Annotated in this window: 15 protein-coding genes; 5 read left to right on the forward strand and 10 right to left on the reverse strand. The window is 55.4% G+C overall.

The genetic code is table 11. The annotated features are described in order from the left end of the window. The first annotated feature begins 125 nt into the window (after positions 1-125). A complete protein-coding gene (locus VGH19_16445) occupies positions 126-533 on the forward strand; it encodes a rhodanese-like domain-containing protein (GenBank protein ID HEY1172959.1) in 408 nt (135 codons plus the stop codon). A gap of 65 nt (positions 534-598) precedes the next feature. Here the strand turns inward: VGH19_16445 and VGH19_16450 are convergent, their stop codons facing one another. The 3 genes from VGH19_16450 to VGH19_16460 are packed head-to-tail and all read right to left on the reverse strand — an operon-like array spanning position 599 to position 4,099. Further along, positions 599-2,449 carry a tetratricopeptide repeat protein gene (locus tag VGH19_16450; protein HEY1172960.1) on the reverse strand — a complete coding sequence of 617 codons (1,851 nt, stop codon included), beginning with the start codon at positions 2,447-2,449 and terminating at the stop codon, positions 599-601. Then, complete coding sequence (locus VGH19_16455; protein HEY1172961.1) at positions 2,380-3,132, reverse strand: class I SAM-dependent methyltransferase; 753 nt, start codon at positions 3,130-3,132, stop codon at positions 2,380-2,382. Before VGH19_16455 ends, VGH19_16450 begins: the two co-directional genes overlap by 70 nt. Positions 3,133-3,136: 4 nt before the next feature. Then, the gene (locus tag VGH19_16460; GenBank protein HEY1172962.1) at positions 3,137-4,099 is read right to left on the reverse strand and encodes a glycosyltransferase family 2 protein; all 963 of its coding nucleotides are present in this window, start codon (positions 4,097-4,099) and stop codon (positions 3,137-3,139) included. A 231-nt stretch (positions 4,100-4,330) separates the two neighbouring features. On the opposite strand from VGH19_16460, the gene VGH19_16465 reads away from it, so the two are divergent. Together VGH19_16465 and VGH19_16470 are read left to right on the forward strand one after the other, a co-directional pair. Further along, positions 4,331-4,702 carry a response regulator gene (locus tag VGH19_16465; GenBank protein HEY1172963.1) on the forward strand — a complete coding sequence of 124 codons (372 nt, stop codon included), beginning with the start codon at positions 4,331-4,333 and terminating at the stop codon, positions 4,700-4,702. A gap of 27 nt (positions 4,703-4,729) precedes the next feature. Continuing rightward, positions 4,730-5,917 (forward strand): response regulator, encoded by a 1,188-nt coding sequence (locus VGH19_16470; protein HEY1172964.1) that lies wholly within the window; start codon positions 4,730-4,732, stop codon positions 5,915-5,917. Between the two features lie 16 nt (positions 5,918-5,933). Here the strand turns inward: VGH19_16470 and rpoD are convergent, their stop codons facing one another. The 4 genes from rpoD to VGH19_16490 form a co-directional block, all read right to left on the reverse strand. Next, positions 5,934-7,886 carry an RNA polymerase sigma factor RpoD gene (gene rpoD, locus VGH19_16475; GenBank protein ID HEY1172965.1) on the reverse strand — a complete coding sequence of 651 codons (1,953 nt, stop codon included), beginning with the start codon at positions 7,884-7,886 and terminating at the stop codon, positions 5,934-5,936. Between the two features lie 117 nt (positions 7,887-8,003). Continuing rightward, positions 8,004-9,215, reverse strand: a complete 1,212-nt coding sequence (locus VGH19_16480) for a PQQ-binding-like beta-propeller repeat protein (GenBank protein ID HEY1172966.1) — start codon at positions 9,213-9,215, stop codon at positions 8,004-8,006. Positions 9,216-9,349: 134 nt separating this feature from the next. Next, positions 9,350-10,855, reverse strand: a complete 1,506-nt coding sequence (locus VGH19_16485; GenBank protein HEY1172967.1) for a hypothetical protein — start codon at positions 10,853-10,855, stop codon at positions 9,350-9,352. A 147-nt stretch (positions 10,856-11,002) separates the two neighbouring features. Then, the gene (locus tag VGH19_16490; GenBank protein HEY1172968.1) at positions 11,003-12,409 is read right to left on the reverse strand and encodes a DUF1501 domain-containing protein; all 1,407 of its coding nucleotides are present in this window, start codon (positions 12,407-12,409) and stop codon (positions 11,003-11,005) included. 283 nt (positions 12,410-12,692) lie between these two features. Here VGH19_16490 and VGH19_16495 point away from each other — a divergent pair, with 283 nt between their 5' ends. Both VGH19_16495 and VGH19_16500 read left to right on the forward strand, forming a co-directional pair. Beyond that, a complete protein-coding gene (locus VGH19_16495) occupies positions 12,693-13,454 on the forward strand; it encodes a hypothetical protein (protein ID HEY1172969.1) in 762 nt (253 codons plus the stop codon). Positions 13,455-13,622: 168 nt separating this feature from the next. Next, on the forward strand, positions 13,623-13,886 hold the full coding sequence (locus tag VGH19_16500) for a hypothetical protein (protein HEY1172970.1): 264 nt from the start codon (positions 13,623-13,625) through the stop codon (positions 13,884-13,886). Between the two features lie 212 nt (positions 13,887-14,098). Here VGH19_16500 and VGH19_16505 read toward each other — a convergent pair whose 3' ends face one another. The 3 genes from VGH19_16505 to VGH19_16515 form a co-directional block, all read right to left on the reverse strand. Further along, the gene (locus VGH19_16505) at positions 14,099-15,358 is read right to left on the reverse strand and encodes a glucuronate isomerase (protein ID HEY1172971.1); all 1,260 of its coding nucleotides are present in this window, start codon (positions 15,356-15,358) and stop codon (positions 14,099-14,101) included. Positions 15,359-15,649: 291 nt separating this feature from the next. Further along, complete coding sequence (locus tag VGH19_16510; GenBank protein ID HEY1172972.1) at positions 15,650-16,420, reverse strand: 2-phosphosulfolactate phosphatase; 771 nt, start codon at positions 16,418-16,420, stop codon at positions 15,650-15,652. After that, positions 16,417-17,286, reverse strand: a complete 870-nt coding sequence (locus tag VGH19_16515; GenBank protein ID HEY1172973.1) for a DNA glycosylase — start codon at positions 17,284-17,286, stop codon at positions 16,417-16,419. The genes VGH19_16510 and VGH19_16515 overlap by 4 nt, the downstream gene beginning before the upstream one ends. Positions 17,287-17,293: the final 7 nt, after the last annotated feature.

Below are 17,293 nucleotides of genomic sequence, written 5' to 3' on the forward strand. Positions count from 1 at the left end.
GTCGATACTATGCAAACCGTCTTTTCCCCTCGCAAGCAGTTTTCTAACTTTTTTCATCTCGTCCAAAACCACCCTTTTTGAACAGATTTGCCCCGAATTCTTCTTTACGTTACTATCAAAACAACATGAAAGCCACATTGCACCTTTTCCTAGCCAGCCTTTGCCTCAGCCTGTTTCTCTCTGCAGTCCACGCCGCCGACACCACCGCTCCGAAACCCAAACACGTGGATGTCACCGGCGCCACCCAGCTCCTTGAGACCAATAAATCCGTCATCATCCTCGACATCCGCACCGAAGAAGAATTCAAAGACGGCCACATCCCCAAGGCTGTAAACATTGATTACCTCGACAGAACCTTCGGTGAAAAACTCGACAAGCTCGACAAGTCCAAACCCTACCTCGTTCACTGCGCTGCTGGCGGCCGCAGCACCAAATCTCTCGAACAATTCAAAGCCAAAGGCTTCACTAATATATATCACCTCGATGGCGGCCTAAACGCATGGCAATCCTCCCAAAAGCCCGTCACCAAGTAAATGGAGCGTGATGTACCTGTCACTTCAACCCCTCATTGAGTCCTTCCTTCGTCATTCGAGCTTGGTCATTGGACATTCTTCTTCTGCTTCGCCAAAATCTCTAAATTCTTTCGCGCTACCTCATTCTGCGGATCATATTTCAACACCGCCTCCCAATGCCCCTGCGCCTTGGAGAGCTGTCCTGTCGTTGCTGCCAGCACACCCGCTGAAAGTCTTGCCTCCACATAAGCCGGCCGCACCGTCGCGATACGGTCGTACAACTCCATCGCTTCTACATTCCTCTTTTGCCGCTCCAGCAGATCCGCCAGCAAAAACAACCATCGTGCCTCCTCAGGCGAACTCACCAGCGCCTTCCTATACTCCGCCTCAGCCTCAGCCACTTTGCCTAACATCGACAAGCTGTATCCCTTGATCACCCACCCTTCTGGATACTCCGGCTTGATCGCCAGCGATTGCTCGATCAACTGCAAACCGTTCTGCGGCCGCCCCGCATTATTCTCGATGGCCGCCAGATTTGCGAATCCACGATAAGAATTCTCATTCACCGCGATCACCTGCTCCCACAACACCCGATCATTCAGAAACGTCTTGGAATAATCCCATGACCGCCAACCAAACCACCCCAGCGTCATCACCATAAACGTAAGGGCAACCATCCGTAACCTCCGCTGCTTCACCGCCCAATCCCATACCCACGCCACGCAAAACGCCGCCGCCACACTCGGCAGATACAGAAACCGATCCGCCCGCGGTTGATTGATCGGTATGATCCCCATCACCGGCACCAGCGTGATGAAGAAAAACCCGATCGCGAATTGCCACTGCGCCCACGCTTTCCGCCTCATCATCAGCACCCCCGCCAAAATCACCAGCACAGCCACCGAGAGCCAAAATGCAAAACCAAAACCCTCATCATAATCCACCGGCTGATCGATGCACATCGGATCCGGCCAGACCAGTTGCTGCAGATAAGTCGTCAAGATCACCGGCAAAGTCGCGAGCCAGCCGGAGAAACCGGCCTCCCACCCTCCCTGCTTCAACCCCGTGAGCATCGACTGCCGCAACCCCACATAAACCACCGCCACCATCCCCAACAAAATTACCGGCACCAAAAACGCCCGTTGCTTCAGCAACTCCAGCAAGGTGAAAATGACATTGCGCTCTCCACCCTCGTCCCTTGCAGCGGAGAAGGCCGGGCTTAGGGGAGCCCCCTTAGTGCTTAAATCTCTCCGATAAATAAAAAACTCCACCAACACTAAAACCGGAAATACCATCAACGCATCCTCCTTGCTAAAAAAACCGATAAACCCCGCCAACAATAACCCCGCCAAATCCCCCTTTTTCTCCCCCTGCCGCCACCGGTCATAAAAGAACAACATCAACAACACGCCCAACGTCGATTGCAGCGACGCCCGCGAACTGATCCACACCACCGCCTCCGCATGCACCGGATGCAGCGCAAACCACAACCCACCCAACATCGCCGCGATCACCGAAGCCCCCCAACGCTTCGCCAACGCAAACACCAGCACCCCATTCAGCGCATGCCAGATAAAACTCTGCCAATGCCACCCCTCCGGCTTCCACCCGAACAACACATTATCCAAGTAGTAAGAAAGATACTTCACCGGCCGATACAACTGCGCCGACGCCGTCTTGAAAAGATCCACCCAAGCCCCCGGCGTGAACACATTATCTACGTTCCGGATATCCACGTGATCGTCGTAGATAAACTCCCCCTTCACCCCCGGCCAGAAGATCAACAACCCCGCCAAGAACACGACTACCCCCAGCAACCATGGCTTAGCGTTGCTCTTTGTCGCTGAATTTTCCGGCGCGTTGTCCATCACGACTTCGGCCTCCTCGCCACCGCAAAGACCGATACCCCGCACGGAAACGCGAATCTCTCCAGCCACCCCGCCTCCGCCTTGAAGATGTGATACAACACCTCATTCAACCCACCCGTGCTATACTCAAAATCCGACTTCGCCGGTTTATCTTTTGAACTGAACAACCTCGCCAGCAAACGCACCGCCGCAATCGGTGGAAACAAAAGTGAATTGAAATACGTCGCCCGCTGAATCTCGAAACCCGCCTCGCGCAAACGCACCACCAATTGCCCCTCCGTGTAACGCCGGAAATGCAGATTCACCATATCCTGCTGGCCCCACATCCATTGATACGCCGGCACCGTCATCACCAGATACCCGCCCGGCACCAACCGCTCCATCACGATCTTCAATGCACCCGCATCATCCTGGATGTGCTCCAGCACATCGAACATCGTGATGACCTCAAACCGCTTCTCCCTCAGCTCCCCTGCAATCGACTCCACGGTCCCCACTGATACCGGCACCTTGCCGCGTTTGCCAGCAATGCCTGCATTATCCGCATCCGGCTCCATGCCATACAATTCACAATCCTTCGGATACAGTGAGTAAAGATTCAGCCCCGGTCCGCATCCGATCTCCAAAACCTTCATACGTGGACGCCACACCACTTCCTTTGCCAACAACCGCTGCAAGATCACGCGCCGGGCACGAAACCACCAGTGGTGCTCCTCGTAGTTCGAATACTGCTCGGCGTAGGCGCGTTCCATGATGCTAGAGCTTCACATCCGGTTTCACCACCCAGCCCACGGAGGAATCGATGATGAAATGCGGCCGGTTCTTCACCTCATCGAAGATGCGCCCCACATACTCGCCGATGATCCCCATCACCAGCAGTTGCACCCCGCCGAAGAACAGCACCATCACCGCCAGCGAGGCCCACCCTGGCGGCACCTTGTCCAGCACCAGCGCACTCACCAGCGCCCATATCATCAGACAGAAACCCACTGCCGAGGCGAACAAGCCAAACCACGTCGCCAAGCGCAACGGCACTGAGGAAAATGAGACCAGCCCCTGCACCGCCAGATTCAATAGCTTGGAAAAACCATACTTTGATTCCCCTCCCGCCCTCGCCGCCCGGTCATACGGAAAACCCGTTTGCTTGAATCCCACCCACCCACGCAATCCCCTTATGAACGCCGCATGCTCCGGCATCCGCTTCAGGCAATCCACCACCCGCCGGTCCATCACACAGAAGTCGCCCGCATCCAACGGCAGCTCCACATTCGCCACTCTTTTCAACAAACGATAAAACAGCGCATACGCCCCGCGCAGCATCACACCTTCTTTCCGGTTCTGCCGCACCCCGTAAACCACATCGAAACCCTCCGCCCATTTATCCACCATCTTGAGCATCACTTCTGGCGGATCTTGCAGGTCTGCATCCAGCACGCCGATCACATCTCCCTCCACATAACGCAACCCCGCGGCCACTGCCACTTGATGTCCGAAATTCCGCGAGAACCGCAGACACGCTATCGACCGGTTCTTCAACGCCGCTTCAGAGATCAACTCAAACGTCCGATCCTTGCTCCCGTCATCAATGAAAAGTATGTTGAGGTGCATATCCGTCCCCTCCTGCATCTTCTCCAGGCCAGCCAAAAGTTTTGGCAAGACCTCCTCCTCGTTGTAACAAGGAATGATCAACCCCAGCTTGGCTTGCTTTTCACACTGCATGTCGCGCACATCATTAGCCAATCAGCCTCATAAGACAACCATTCAAGAGGCTTGAAAAAATGTCGCTATTAGATAAGCGAAAGAGTCTGTATCGGTTAAGATTACACCTCGCTTTAATGTTTTTTTACAGTTTTCACAGGCACGCCTTCGTCGTGAACTTTTTTTGGCAATCGCTTTGCCACTTTCGCTGCGACCTTGCCAAAAGCCCGGCCAAAGCGTAAAAAAACAAGCATGAGTCAACGCCTCCTTGTAGTAGATGACGAAGCCCCCATCCGTGAATTGCTTTCCAGCTATTTCCAAAAACGCGGCTACGCCGTCACCGCGGCCTCCAGTGCCGCCGAAGCCATCCGCGCCCTCGATGAGATTTCAGTGGATGTGATGATTCTCGACATCGCTCTCGCAGATGCCGACGGCCTGGAACTCCTCGAAAGTGTAAAAAAAGACCATCCCAAACTTCCCGTCATCATCCTTACCGGCATGGGTTTCGATGACGAACTTCTAAAAGAGGCCCTCGCCAAGAAGGCCTCCGGCTATGTGAGCAAGACGTTGCCGCTCGACCAGTTGCTGATGGAAGTCCGCCGTGTTAGCGCACAGCCCGCCTGAACCCTCGCACTGAATTTTCATCACCTCATGTCTTCTATTGCCAGACCTCATCGGGTCCCGCTCCGAAGCGATCTCTGCGCGCGCGATGAAAGGCTCGTTTCCCTCGGTCTGCTCGCTGGACATCTGGCACATGATTTCAACAACCTCCTGGCTCCCATCCTCGGCTACTCCACTCTGATCAAAGAGGAGTTTCCTGCGGACTCCAGCGGCCAACAATTTACCATCTCCCTCGAGAACTCCGCCCGTCGCGCAGAAAAGATACTTGATCAGACCTTGCTCGCCACCCGTCCGCAGCGCCGTTTTTCCCCGCAGGACATCGTATTTGACGAGTTGATAGCAGATGAGGTGAACAAGTGGACGTCATCCCTGCCCACGACCTCTGGTGTGAGTATCCAATCAAACCTCGCTCCTTGTGCCCTTGTCGGTGATGCCGAGCAATTTCGTCACGTCCTCCGCAATCTGCTGAATAATGCACGTTTCGGCTGCTCCACCGGCGGTCGCATCAAGGTCGAAACTGCCGTGATCCAACTTTCACCCTCTGAATGCGCCAATCTCGGCCTGCCGGAAGACGACATCATCCGGCTGCGTATTACAGACGACGGCTTCGGCATGACTGCGGAGTCCGTCGTTCGCGCATTCGAACCATTCTTCACCACGCGCCCTAAAGGTGCCGCCCAAGGGTTGGGGTTGACCGCCTGCCACAGCATCATCTACCTCCACGGCGGTCAGATAGATATCGCCTCCGCGCCCGAGCAAGGCACCCAGGTCACGGCATGGCTGCCCATGCACTTTCTATCCGCAAATGCAACAGACGACGCCAATGCAACCGCCGAAGTCAAAGCCATGCCGGCACAACGCAAACGCGTGCTGATGGTGGATGATGACCCGCTCGTGCGGGAAACCGTCAAAACATCCCTTATCAAAGTCGGCTACGAAGTCCTTACCGCCGACGATGGACAGTCCGCCTGGAAGATGTTCACCCGCTTCCAACGCGACATCAGCCTGGTCCTGACCGATTTCCGGATGCCAGTCGTGGATGGAGTGCAACTCCTTCGCCAGATGCGTGAACTGAACCCATCCGTCCCCGTAATCCTCATCACTGGCGATATCTCCGGCGAACTGGAGAAAAAACTCGCCGAACACAACCTTTCAGTGGAGATCGTTCGCAAGCCGTTCCCACTGGGCAACCTGGTCTCCCGCATACGCCAGTTTTAAACGGTCTGCCCGCTGGTTACAGCTGAAGCCCCTGCGCCTCGATGAATCCCTGCAATTGCCTGATCCGCGTCGGGTGCCGCATCTTCCTGAGTGCCTTCGCCTCGATCTGACGGATACGTTCGCGCGTCACTTTAAATTGTTTGCCTACCTCTTCCAGTGTGCGTGCATAGCCGTCTCCCAGACCAAAGCGCAACTCCAATACCTTGCGTTCCCGCTCTGTAAGACTGTCGAGCACATTGCCCATGCGATCTTTCAAGAGGCTGTAGCTCGTCACGTCCGAAGGATTCTGCGCTGACTTGTCCTCGATGAAATCTCCGAAGCTCGTATCTTCACTATCCCCCACAGGTGCCTGCAATGAGATCGGTTGCTGCGCCATTTTTAGGATGGCCCGCACACGTTCCACCGGCAGATTCATATCATCTGCCACTTCCTCCGGTGTTGGCTCGCGACCAAAATCCTGCACGAGTTGCTTCTGCACCCGCATCAGCTTGTTGATCGTCTCGATCATGTGTACGGGGATGCGGATGGTGCGCGCCTGATCCGCGATGGATCGCGTGATCGCCTGTCGTATCCACCACGTGGCATACGTGGAGAATTTGTATCCGCGTCGATACTCGAACTTCTCCACCGCCTTCATCAGCCCCATGTTGCCTTCCTGAATCAGGTCCAGGAAGGATAGCCCTCGATTCGTATATTTCTTCGCGATGGAGATCACCAACCGCAGGTTCGCCTCCACCATCTCCGTTTTAGCCTGCAATGCCTTCGCCGACCAATCGAGCAGGCTGCGATACTGTTTCAGGTAAACATCCACCGACATGCGGACAAAATCTTCCAGTGCCTGAATTTTCCTTTCTTCACCCTGCAAGATCATCTGCACCTGCGCAGATTTCCGTTGCTTCTGCAGATCCGCGATGACCTGTCTGCTCGCGAGGAACTTGTCATGGATGTTCTCTGCCACCACTGACATCTCCTCCATGACCTTCTGCTTGTAAAAGAATTTCACAAACGTCCGTTGCAGCTTGGCATCCAGCCGCTGGAACTCTGCCTCCAATTTCGCCAGCTTCTTCTGACCTGCTTTGCCTTCCGCCGCACGCCACTCTGAATAAGCATCATCCACCTGCTGATCCAGAGCGCGCACATCCTTCACTAGTTTGCGCAAGCCCTTGGTGTGCTTCTCGCGTCCTTCAATTTTCTTGTCTTGGATGACGCGATCGAAACGTTCCTTGGGCGGCTCACAAATCAGTTTTTCTGCCAGCGCGATGTGCTCCTTGCCCGTGAATCCAAAACTATAAAGGCTGCGTGCCACCCCGGCTTCCGCATCTTCGATACGCTTGGAAATCTCCACCTCCTGCTCGCGCGTCAGCAACGCCACCTGCCCCATCTGCTTGAGATACATCCGGACCGGATCGTCCAGGATGTCCATCTTGCCCTTCTCATAATCCTCTTCCGGCTCAGCCTGCTTGACGCGATCCACCTCCGCCTGATCGACGATATCGACCTCCAAATTCCGCAAGCGCAGGCAAAGTTCATCTAAGTCTTCCGGCGTCACCGACTTGTCCGGCAAGGCATCGCTGATATCTCCGTGTGTGAGGTATCCCTGCTCTTGGGCCAGGCGCAGCAACTCCTTCAACTTCTCCGTGAGATCGATGCCCGATTGGCTGCGGAATGTTTCGGAAATCGTGATGCCATCACCACCCGCGTTCACTGCTGTGGCAGAAGACGCTGGCTGGATCATCACCACTAGCGCAGTTGCCTCCATCGGCTCCATAGGCGCTCTACGCGCCGTCGGCACGGCGATCTTCGCTGCGAGCACAGGCGCCGCTTTCACCGGTGCTGGCGGGGGTGATGCCTTCGCCTTGAGCGGCTTCTTGGCAGCCACCGGCTTGGACTTTGGTTTGGGCACCGCTTTCGCGGGCTTCTTGGACGGCGCTGCTTTCCGAACGACCTTTTTGGCTTTGGTTTTGGCCATAGTTACTCCAGTTGATAACGGGTCTGCTCGCACTCCCCACCGAGGGGAAATATCCGTGGTGCTGCCACTTAAATCAAGTGGCACACCCCACATTATTTTCAGCCGCCGATACGTCCTTTAGCGGCTCACATCCACACAGGCCAGGTCACCCTTGGCATTGCGGACAAAAATCTTCCCATTCGCCAGCACCGGAGCCGTCCAGCACTTGCCGCCCAACACCTGCGCCCGGGCCAATGGCTTAAATCCCTCTGGTGTAGCCTTTACCACCAGCAACTCACCCTTTTCGCTCAGCACGATCAATTTGCCATTCGCCGCCGCACTGAGCGCCCCGACACCCAATCCGTCTTGCTTCCACTTCACCTGGCCGTCTCGCAGGTCTAGGCACCGCAAGTCGCCAGGTTTCCCCGCCGAACCATGGAACACATACATATAGTCCTGAAAAAGCACTCCCGCGTTCATATGAATCCGCGTATCTTCCGAACGCCACATCACTTCCGGCCGCCCATCCAATATTTTCAGCATCAATCCCGGCTGACTATGAGAGGAAATAAAAACGCGACCGCCATAAATTAGCGGATCTGTGGCATTCGTGTCGTAATCCGTCTGGAACGGAAACTGCCACAATTCCTTGCCGCTTTTCATATCCACCGCTGTCAATTCACGATGCGAAAGGATAAGCACGGGCCTTTGCTGCGTGGCACTGAACGGAATCGGCGAGGCATAACCTGCCGGACCATTCGTGGAAGCCCATTGCACCTTGCCGTTCATTTTATTGATGGCCACACCTGCGCTGCCCACGTTCAGGATCAAAGTTTTGCCCTCCACCAAAGGCGCTCCCGCAAAACCCCATTCCGGCACCTTCGCTCCCGTCTCCTGCGCCACATTCCGCTGCCACTGGATCTTTCCCGTGGCAGCATGAAAGGCGAAAAGGTCTCCCTGCCGTCCGAGCACATAAACCATATCTCCATCCACTGTGGGCGTAGTGCTGGTGCCACCCTCGTAGTAGTGTGCGTTCAGCGGCTCGGGATAACTATGCTTCCAGATTTCCTTGCCCGTATTCACGTCCAGGCAACAAACCGTCGCCGTATCTCCTTCACTGCCGAGAGTGAATACCCGCCCACTTGCCACAGCCACATTGGAGAAGCCTTGCCCCACCGAAGCCTTCCACAAACGCTTGGGTCCATTGGCTGGCCAGTTCCAGCTCCAGTTCGTTTCTTGGGAGATGCCATTGAAGTGTGGCCCGCGAAATCTCGGCCAGTCATCCGCCCGCACCATGCCCGCGAGAAGCAGGCAAAGCACGGCTGCAAGGAAACAGCAGCGGTGTGACATGCCGGTGAGGTAGCCAGCACAGGCAACCTTGTCAATGGTAAGGTGGGAAACGCACGGAATTGCAATCTTCCTTCTCCCCTCGGAGGGGAGAAGGATTGAGGATGAGGGGTGCCCCCATTGTTGTTTTTCCGTTCTCACGGCGTTTTCCCTTTCTCCTCCTGCTTCGCCTTGATCGCTACCGTAATCCACCCATCCAACACACTCGCCATGGTGGAAGACGGCCCATACTGGTTCGTCAGTGCCGAATAGCTTCGCACGTACCCGGCCGCAGCCGGATTCACCGATTGCACCCGCACCTGAAAAACACTTCCCGGCGAGAGACTCTCTTCCGCCTTCACTTGAAACGTCACTTCGCCCTTCTTCTTCGCCTCTACCGAACTCTTCGCCAGCGATAAACCCTCCACCTTCGGCTGCAGATTGAATTGTATTTCCCCGTCATAACCCAACCGGTCCACCGTCAGCTTCAGATCCGCCGTGCCACCCGCTGCCACCACCAAACTATTCGTCTCCATCCTAGCATCAAACCCGGTCTTCGCCGCACGTATGTTCAACCGATACCCCTGCTCCGGCCCGGCCATACCCGCGATATGATTCACGCGCAGAAACATTCTCCCATCTGCATTCGCCGTCATATCCAGCACGCCTTCATCTTCTGCTGCGACCTTGCTCACACCCGTCGATTTCCCATCCGCACCATGCGCGCTCAACCGCACATCTGTCGGCAACCCGATACTCCGCGTCTGCGCCCGCACTAAAAATTTCTCTCCCTTCTTCGCTTCCCATGAATACCAGTCCGTGTCGCCGTTTTTCACAAAAGTGCCATAGACGCTTATCGGCAGCTTATTCAGCAGCGTCGCCCTGTCCTGCTGATCATTCGGCTCGGCTTCACTTTGCGTTTCACCGGTCTTGGCCGCCATGGTCATGAAACCCGCCGGTTTGCCCTCGGCGGTCCAAGCTGTGAACCACTGCGCCATGCCGATGTCCTTTCCAATGCTGAGAGGCGCGTGATCAAGCCCAAACACCGAAGTCTCCCAAGCCGCATTCACCCGTGGAAAATCCCCGATGCGCAACACATACGTATGCTTATCACTGCCCTGATAATAGCTATCCCGCACCTCGATGATGATCGCTTGCTCCACCTTCGCCGTGTAACGCAACCGGCTATCCTTGCCCAAGCCCGGCTCGTCATCATTGAACGCCAGTTGCCGCCCTTGCTCATCCGATAACCGCAAAAACGGATCCAAGCTCGTCAGCAATCGCTGTCCTAAAACCTCGATCGTGACGCTCTCCCCTTTCGCCAGTTTCAAGCGATAGAACTCCGCCCTCTTCTCCTGAATCGTTCCCGTCAACACAGCTGCATTCTTCAGTTCCAGCGCATTCTTCAGTGAATTATTGTTCCGATCCTTCCGTGCGATTAACGGCAAATCATCCAGCACCACTGCTTGCCACGGCGATAGATTATTTCCTCCAAAAGCTCGTAAGAAATGAATGCCCAGCGGACTCTCTTTGGCTGGACGGAAGCGTATTTCCGATTCCTTATTCTCAATGTCCAAAGGAAAACTCGTCCAGAACTTCGCCTTCTCCAGCAACTTCACCTCTGGTCCCTTGCTTACCGTCCACTCGCCCGGCTTCAGCACCATCGGTTCATTCGGTAAACGCTCTTGGGCCTGTGAGCATAAAGTGCCAGCACCTAGGACTCCGCTGAATAAAACCGCCCATGCTCCTCTTTTTACCCGTTTGAAACTGTCGCTCAATCCCGCCATCACATCCCTTAACACTTCTGTTCCTTACGCCATGATATCCATGATCGGTTTGCCATCCGTGATCGCGAGCGGGCGGCCCGCTGCGTCATGCACTTCCGTATGCGGATCGATACCCAGCAGATAATACATTGTCGCCGCGATGTCATCCGGCCGCACCGGATTCTCCGTCGGATACGCACCGTTCTTGTCGGACGCACCGTAGATATGACCGCGCTTGATGCCACCGCCCGCCAACAACACCGAGTAGCATTGCGGCCAGTGATCACGGCTCACATCTTTGTTAATGAACGGAGTGCGACCGAACTCGCCCATCCACACCACCAAGGTCGAATCCAGCATGCCGCGCTCTTCCAAATCGATGAGCAATGTTGGCAATGTCTGGTCCGTCAACGGCAGATGATACTTCTGGATGATCGGGAACATGCGCGTGTTATCAAACCCATGCGTATCCCAACCGCCCGACGTATCACTCCGCCCGCCGATGCTCGATGAAAAATAAACCGTCGCAAACTTCGCTCCCGCTTCTACCAAACGCCGCGCCAGCAAGCAGCTCTGCCCGTAAGTGGAGCGTCCATACGAGTCTCGCACCTTCTGCGATTCCGCACTGATGTTGAACGCATCGCGCAACTGCGTGGAGTCCAGCATCCCGAACGCCTTCTCGTAATAAGAATCTAAGCCCTTCGCCGTCGCGGAGATCTCATTCAGGCGCGATTGCTTGTCGATGATCTGCTGCAACTGCCGCCGATCACGCAACCGGTCCATCGATAGATTCGCAGGCAGGCTCAATTCCGGCAGCGCAAAGTTCGAGGCATTTGGATCCTGTGTGAAGAGATAGGGATCATGCTCCTTACCAAGGAAGCTCGCATGCTGACCCGGCGTCACCGATCCATCCGAGATCACATACGGATAAGCGATTGAAGTGGGCATCTCACCACGATTCGGCGCCAAGGCATCCACCACTGAACCATACGCCGGAAACAATTCGATCGAATCCCGCAAACGCTGGTCATCCACCCCAGGCGTGCGCCCCGTCAGCGCATAATACCCGGCGGAATTGTGGTTCTTCATGTTGTGATAGACCGACCGCACCACCGTCACCTTGTCCATCACCTTCGCCAATCGTTCCAACCCCTCACACAAATGCAGACCGGGTACAGACGACTTGATCGCTGAAAGTGGCCCACGCACGCCCTCCGGAGCATTGGGCTTCCGATCGAACATATCCACGTGACTCGGACCACCCCATTGAAAAAGAAAAATGACCGATTTCGCCTTCGATTTGAGCGTCTTTTTGACCGCCTCCGCGCGCAAAAGCCCCGGCAACGTCATGCCCAGCATGCCCAAACCGCCTACCTTAAGTATTTGGCGGCGAGACATCTGCGTTTGCAGGTAGCTGTTACAAGCTGATGTGCGTGGTCGATTTTCGCTCATGTCGCTCTTACTAAGACGTTTACCCATCGGAATTTCTTCAAAAGAAATTCTTCACTCATAGGGCTTTCCAAAACGGGTAACTCGCTAACCCCTATCATAATAAGACGCCCACCCGCAAGCCATGGTTACACCCCCGTAGCTGCCGAGGTTACGAGGCAGAACTAACCTTTCTAACTATCGATGTTCGATGTCGGGCGTTCGTTGTTCGATGTTTCCCAATTCACCCATTCCCCTTGCCTTGCTGCTTCCCCTTTGCTCCGCTGTCCCTCGCGAGATTTATAAAATGAACCTCCCCACAAACCCTTACGTCCGCGCTTTCCTGATTGGCTTCGGCTGGTTGATCGCCGCTATTATTGTTTCCCTCGCCCATCACCCCGGCACGTGGGCGGACTTCCCGAAGCAACGTGTCCTCATCCTTGCACTCATCTCCGCAGTAACCGCCGCCCAGCTCGGTGTCATCGCCACCCATGTGGAGAAGATGCGCAGCTGGACCAAGCTCTTCATCGGAACCATGATCGGTTGGTTCGCCGTCGTCGGTCTTATCTTTCTCGTCACCAAAAACTTCGTTTCACCCGCTCCGCCTAATGAGCAACCCGCCAAGCAGTTCGCCACCACAGATACCATGATGGCACATTTCTCCGGTGAAGCTGTGAAATGGGTGAAACAAGACCGCAGCCTCACGCTCAATTTCTCGCCCGACTCCATCAAGATCATCGAAGAAGAACTCGGCCGCCTTCACAAAACCCGCCAGATCAAGGATGGTGATAAAGGACTGCTCGGTCTCGCCATCGGCTACGGCGCCTACGTCGGCGAAGTCATTCGCCGCGAGCACGGCGGCACTTGGGCAACCGACCATCCCGAAGCCGGCCTCAAGAGCTACCCGCTCACGCTTAGCAATCCCCTCGTCACTATCTTCCCCGTAAACTGGTGCTACAAACGGCTCGTGAATGGCGAGAATGACAACGTCTATTTCAAAGCCACCGCTTGGAAACTGAACCTCACTAACGTGACGGCGCAAACTAACGCCGCACCGTCTTCTCGCTAGAGTGATGTTACTTTTGAATGGTTGGTAGCTGGAGAAAATGCTTCACCGCTTCGTTCTCCTTGCATTTCGCATATCAGCATTTCCACGTATTTTTTAGCCCTTCCCAAATCTCCGTTGCCAATCGCACCCGCCTCCTATTCTACTCTGGATGATAAATTTTAGTTTTTTGTGCGAAACTTGAAGATCATCCGCCGCTCTGCAGGCACCGCTCTCGGCATTCTCGCCGCGCTGTCCTTGGTCTGCCTGGTGATATGGCCGGATTGGGCAGAGCAAGCGTTCAGCTCACGCACCGCCATGGCCATCTTCAACATGTGGTGCATCCTCATGACCGCCGTCGTCCATCCGACTATCCAACAAGGTCTCGCCAATGGCTGGCGCAACTTCCTCGAATACTGCGACAACCTCGGCGGCGACAACGATCACTGGTGGTGATTTGGATCGTGCTCCTTGTCGTCCTCAAATTACCCGTTTAGATCGTTGAATCGTTACATCGTCTCCAATTTTAACGAATCCCCATTGGTCATTGCTCATTCCTTCGGCATTGGGATTTAGTCATTCGTCATTAAAAGAAAAGGCCCGGCGAACAACTCGCCAGGCCTTCTCTAATCTGTGTTTAATCCGTGAAACTCTGTGGCTAAAAGAAACTACTTCTTCCCACAGAACCGCATAAACTCACCGCCGAAAATCGCCTTCACATCGCGCTCGATCTCTTCCGGCGTCGGTTCCCAGCCCGTCTCCACCAGGTCTGCATACTTGTCCGTCAGCACCTTCGCGATGACCTTCCGCGAGTGTTCCCACTTGTAAAGGATTTGATCCAGCACACGCGCATCGGAGTGCTGAGGCGTAACGCTCAGGCCCACCAGTTCCATGCGCATGCGTGTCATCTCTTCAATGATGAAAGGCACATTCGTGAACCACCAGCAGCCGAAGATGTGCAAGTTGCGGAACTTCCGCGCCATCACACACACCTCATGCTGGTTCTCACGCGAGAGCACCGTGGCGAGGAACTTATTATCCGGATGCGTCGCGAACAGCTTCTCGTAAGAAGCCATGTTCGCCTTCGCCATACCATCACCGGCCAGGTGCAACTGCGGATTCACCGCGCGTTTCACACCCGGCATCACTGCGAACGGCAGGTTGAACTCACGGCAATGCGGCAGCACCGCCTTCTCGATCAACGTCGCGCACGGACCGTCATCCGGGTATTTGAAATCAGGAGGCAGCGACACCATCACGTATTGCGCGTCGATACGTTTGCTCCAATCCGCCAAGAACCGGCGCACACCTGCGATCGTCGCCTCGTTCAAGTTCGCACTGTCGATATAGCCCCACTCAATCAGGTGCTCGTGGGAATCCGCCCAGGAAAGCAACAGCGGATCAATACGCAGCGCCGCCGTGAACCGGGGATCACGCTCAAAACCACGTTCCCAAACCGGACGCTCCAGCACATCGAACGGCGAGTTCGTCATGCAGATGCGGTTCACCTTCGCTAACCCCATCACCTTCGTCACATAATCCGCCGGCTTCTGTGCCGCGAACCACTTGCGGATGCTGCCCAAGTCCCGCTGCTTCACGTCCAGCCCCAAGCGGTTTAAAGTCGTCAGCACGCCACGGCAGGATTCAGAGATCGGCGAGTGCTCGATGAACAAAGCCTTCCAGATATGGTCCGCCTGCTCCGTCTTCGACATCGACCAGAACTTCTGATACGGCATGTCAAAATAGCGAAATGCCTCAGCCACCAGATAGTGATACACCAACAAGTCATCAATGCCCCACAACAACAGGTCACCGAAAGCCGCATCATACAGATGCGTGTGGATGTCATATACCGGCGTGGTCTGGACCAACTGCTCCACCTTCGCCGCCAAGGCAGCACGATTCTGGGATGTCAAATGAACGCTCATCAATAGATTTTGACCTTAACAAACCATTCCCACTGGTGCGATAAGAATCTTTTAGCCAGATAGCCCGTGGGCGCCTTCGGGCACCGTCCCAACATGCTGTTCGGCATCTTGCCGATAGTCGAAGGCGGTTCGCTTGGTGGCGCTCTTTCCAATCAATACCCAATGGTTCGCTCTCGCCAGGCAGGGACTCTCCTTGCTGCTTTCACTGCCTGCATCTCGAGGCACTGGCAAATTGCACTCATAGCCCTTTTACCCCAAATTCAAGACGGCGCGAATAACATATCCTCGCAGTCACAACATATCCAACCGCCTCACCACCCCATCCTTCTCCATCCCCGCCACCACCGGCACCGCATTCCGCCGCAAACAAAACGCCACGTCCTCCTTTAAATCCGGCATGCCCAACAATCTCGCCCCATTACTCGCCCGCTGCATCGCGCCTAGCAAATCATCTTTCTCCTGCAAATAAACCGCTTTCGTGATCTGCGCCGAATCAATCACCTGCCCCGCAAAGCCCGACGACAACAACACCTCGCACAAAGCCCCTGCCGCTAACGTATCCTCAAACGCCGCCTCTTCCCCCGTCCCACTGCACACGATGATGACCGACCGTTCCTGCTCCTTCATCAACCGATCCGCCACCACATCTAAATTCAAGAACGCCCCCACCAACACCTCACTCGCTCCTCGACATGCCTGCAACGCCCGCGTCCCATTCGTCGTTGTTGTCACGATCGTCCGCCCCTTCACCTTCTCCGCCGTGAACTCACGCGGCGAATTGCCCAAAATAAAATCCACCCCGCCACTCTGCGCTGCCGTGATCCGCAATCCATGCCGCTCCCCGGCCAACAAGAATTCCGGCTTCATCCGGTATTGCCCCACCGCCTCCTCGATCGTGCTGACTGGAATAAGCCCCGTCGCCCCTTCACTCAAAGCAGTCACCATCACGCTCGTCGCGCGCAACACATCGAACACCACGCACACTGTTTGGCTCAGATCACGCGCAGGCAGCGCATTGAACTCCGCCGGAGTGAATAAAACTTCAAGCGTCCGTTGTTTCATTTCGCTTTCTTTCCCGTGCGACCTATTTGCGTGCGCATGTAGTGAAAAAGATACTGCTGCGCGTAACCGCTGTATGGCCCGAAATACGTCGCCGTGAATTTCGCCAACCGCTTTGCCGAAGCGCGACGTTTTGGAAAATAAAGCTGCTGCAGCGCCTTCAACACCCACACATCCACCGGGAACGCCTCTTGAAATCCATACGCGAAGAGCAGCACGCAATCCGCGATTTTCCGTCCCACACCCGGCAACTCCATCAACTTCTCCCGCGCCTCCGCACAGGACAGCTTGCGCAGCGATTCCAAATCCAATTTACCACTCGCCACCGCCTGTGCTGCGGCCAGCAAATACTTCGCGCGAAATCCCATCTTCGATTCCCGCAATTCCGCCTCCGTGCATTGCGCCAATCGCTCCGCCGTCGGAAATGCGTACACCGGTGCCTGCCCGCCAGCCCTGGCCACCTTCTCTCCATACCGAACACACAGCAGTTCCACGATCTGCTGTATCTGCACGATCTGTTTCGTGGACGATAGAATGAACGACGCCAGACATTCCCAAGGCTCTTGCTTAAGTAACCTCAACCCATGACACGCCGCCACCGATTCGCACATCGGCACATCATCGGGAAACTTGGCGATCACCTCGGAGAGCACCACGGATGTCTGCAAATAATCCTCCAGCCACACCCAACTCTCCTGCGCTTCCGCCGTCGTGACCATGATGCTCTCTCGCTCCAGCGAAACCCTTACCCATCGCCGCGAGATCACCCCTTCCCAAGCACCATCTACCAACCGCCAGCGAAACGCCTGCCCGGAAGCCAGCGTCGCGGCCACATCATAATCCTTTACCGGAAAGCGCGTCGCATTCATCGCCGTC

The organism is Verrucomicrobiia bacterium (assembly GCA_036405135.1).
Classification (GTDB): domain Bacteria; phylum Verrucomicrobiota; class Verrucomicrobiia; order Limisphaerales; family JAEYXS01; genus JAEYXS01.

Excerpts from the sequence above, each read along its gene's own strand:
- VGH19_16495 (HEY1172969.1), top strand. The coding sequence starts at position 12,693 with ATGAACCTCCCCACAAACCCTTACGTCCGCGCTTTCCTGATTGGCTTC.
- VGH19_16460 (HEY1172962.1), bottom strand. The coding sequence starts at position 4,099 with ATGCAGTGTGAAAAGCAAGCCAAGCTGGGGTTGATCATTCCTTGTTAC.
- VGH19_16465 (HEY1172963.1), top strand. The coding sequence starts at position 4,331 with ATGAGTCAACGCCTCCTTGTAGTAGATGACGAAGCCCCCATCCGTGAA.
- VGH19_16455 (HEY1172961.1), bottom strand. The coding sequence starts at position 3,132 with ATGGAACGCGCCTACGCCGAGCAGTATTCGAACTACGAGGAGCACCAC.
- VGH19_16490 (HEY1172968.1), bottom strand. The coding sequence starts at position 12,409 with ATGAGCGAAAATCGACCACGCACATCAGCTTGTAACAGCTACCTGCAA.
- VGH19_16445 (HEY1172959.1), top strand. The coding sequence starts at position 126 with ATGAAAGCCACATTGCACCTTTTCCTAGCCAGCCTTTGCCTCAGCCTG.
- VGH19_16470 (HEY1172964.1), top strand. The coding sequence starts at position 4,730 with ATGTCTTCTATTGCCAGACCTCATCGGGTCCCGCTCCGAAGCGATCTC.
- VGH19_16515 (HEY1172973.1), bottom strand. The coding sequence starts at position 17,286 with ATGAATGCGACGCGCTTTCCGGTAAAGGATTATGATGTGGCCGCGACG.
- VGH19_16510 (HEY1172972.1), bottom strand. The coding sequence starts at position 16,420 with ATGAAACAACGGACGCTTGAAGTTTTATTCACTCCGGCGGAGTTCAAT.
- VGH19_16505 (HEY1172971.1), bottom strand. The coding sequence starts at position 15,358 with ATGAGCGTTCATTTGACATCCCAGAATCGTGCTGCCTTGGCGGCGAAG.
- VGH19_16480 (HEY1172966.1), bottom strand. The coding sequence starts at position 9,215 with ATGTCACACCGCTGCTGTTTCCTTGCAGCCGTGCTTTGCCTGCTTCTC.
- VGH19_16485 (HEY1172967.1), bottom strand. The coding sequence starts at position 10,855 with ATGGTGCTGAAGCCGGGCGAGTGGACGGTAAGCAAGGGACCAGAGGTG.
- rpoD (HEY1172965.1), bottom strand. The coding sequence starts at position 7,886 with ATGGCCAAAACCAAAGCCAAAAAGGTCGTTCGGAAAGCAGCGCCGTCC.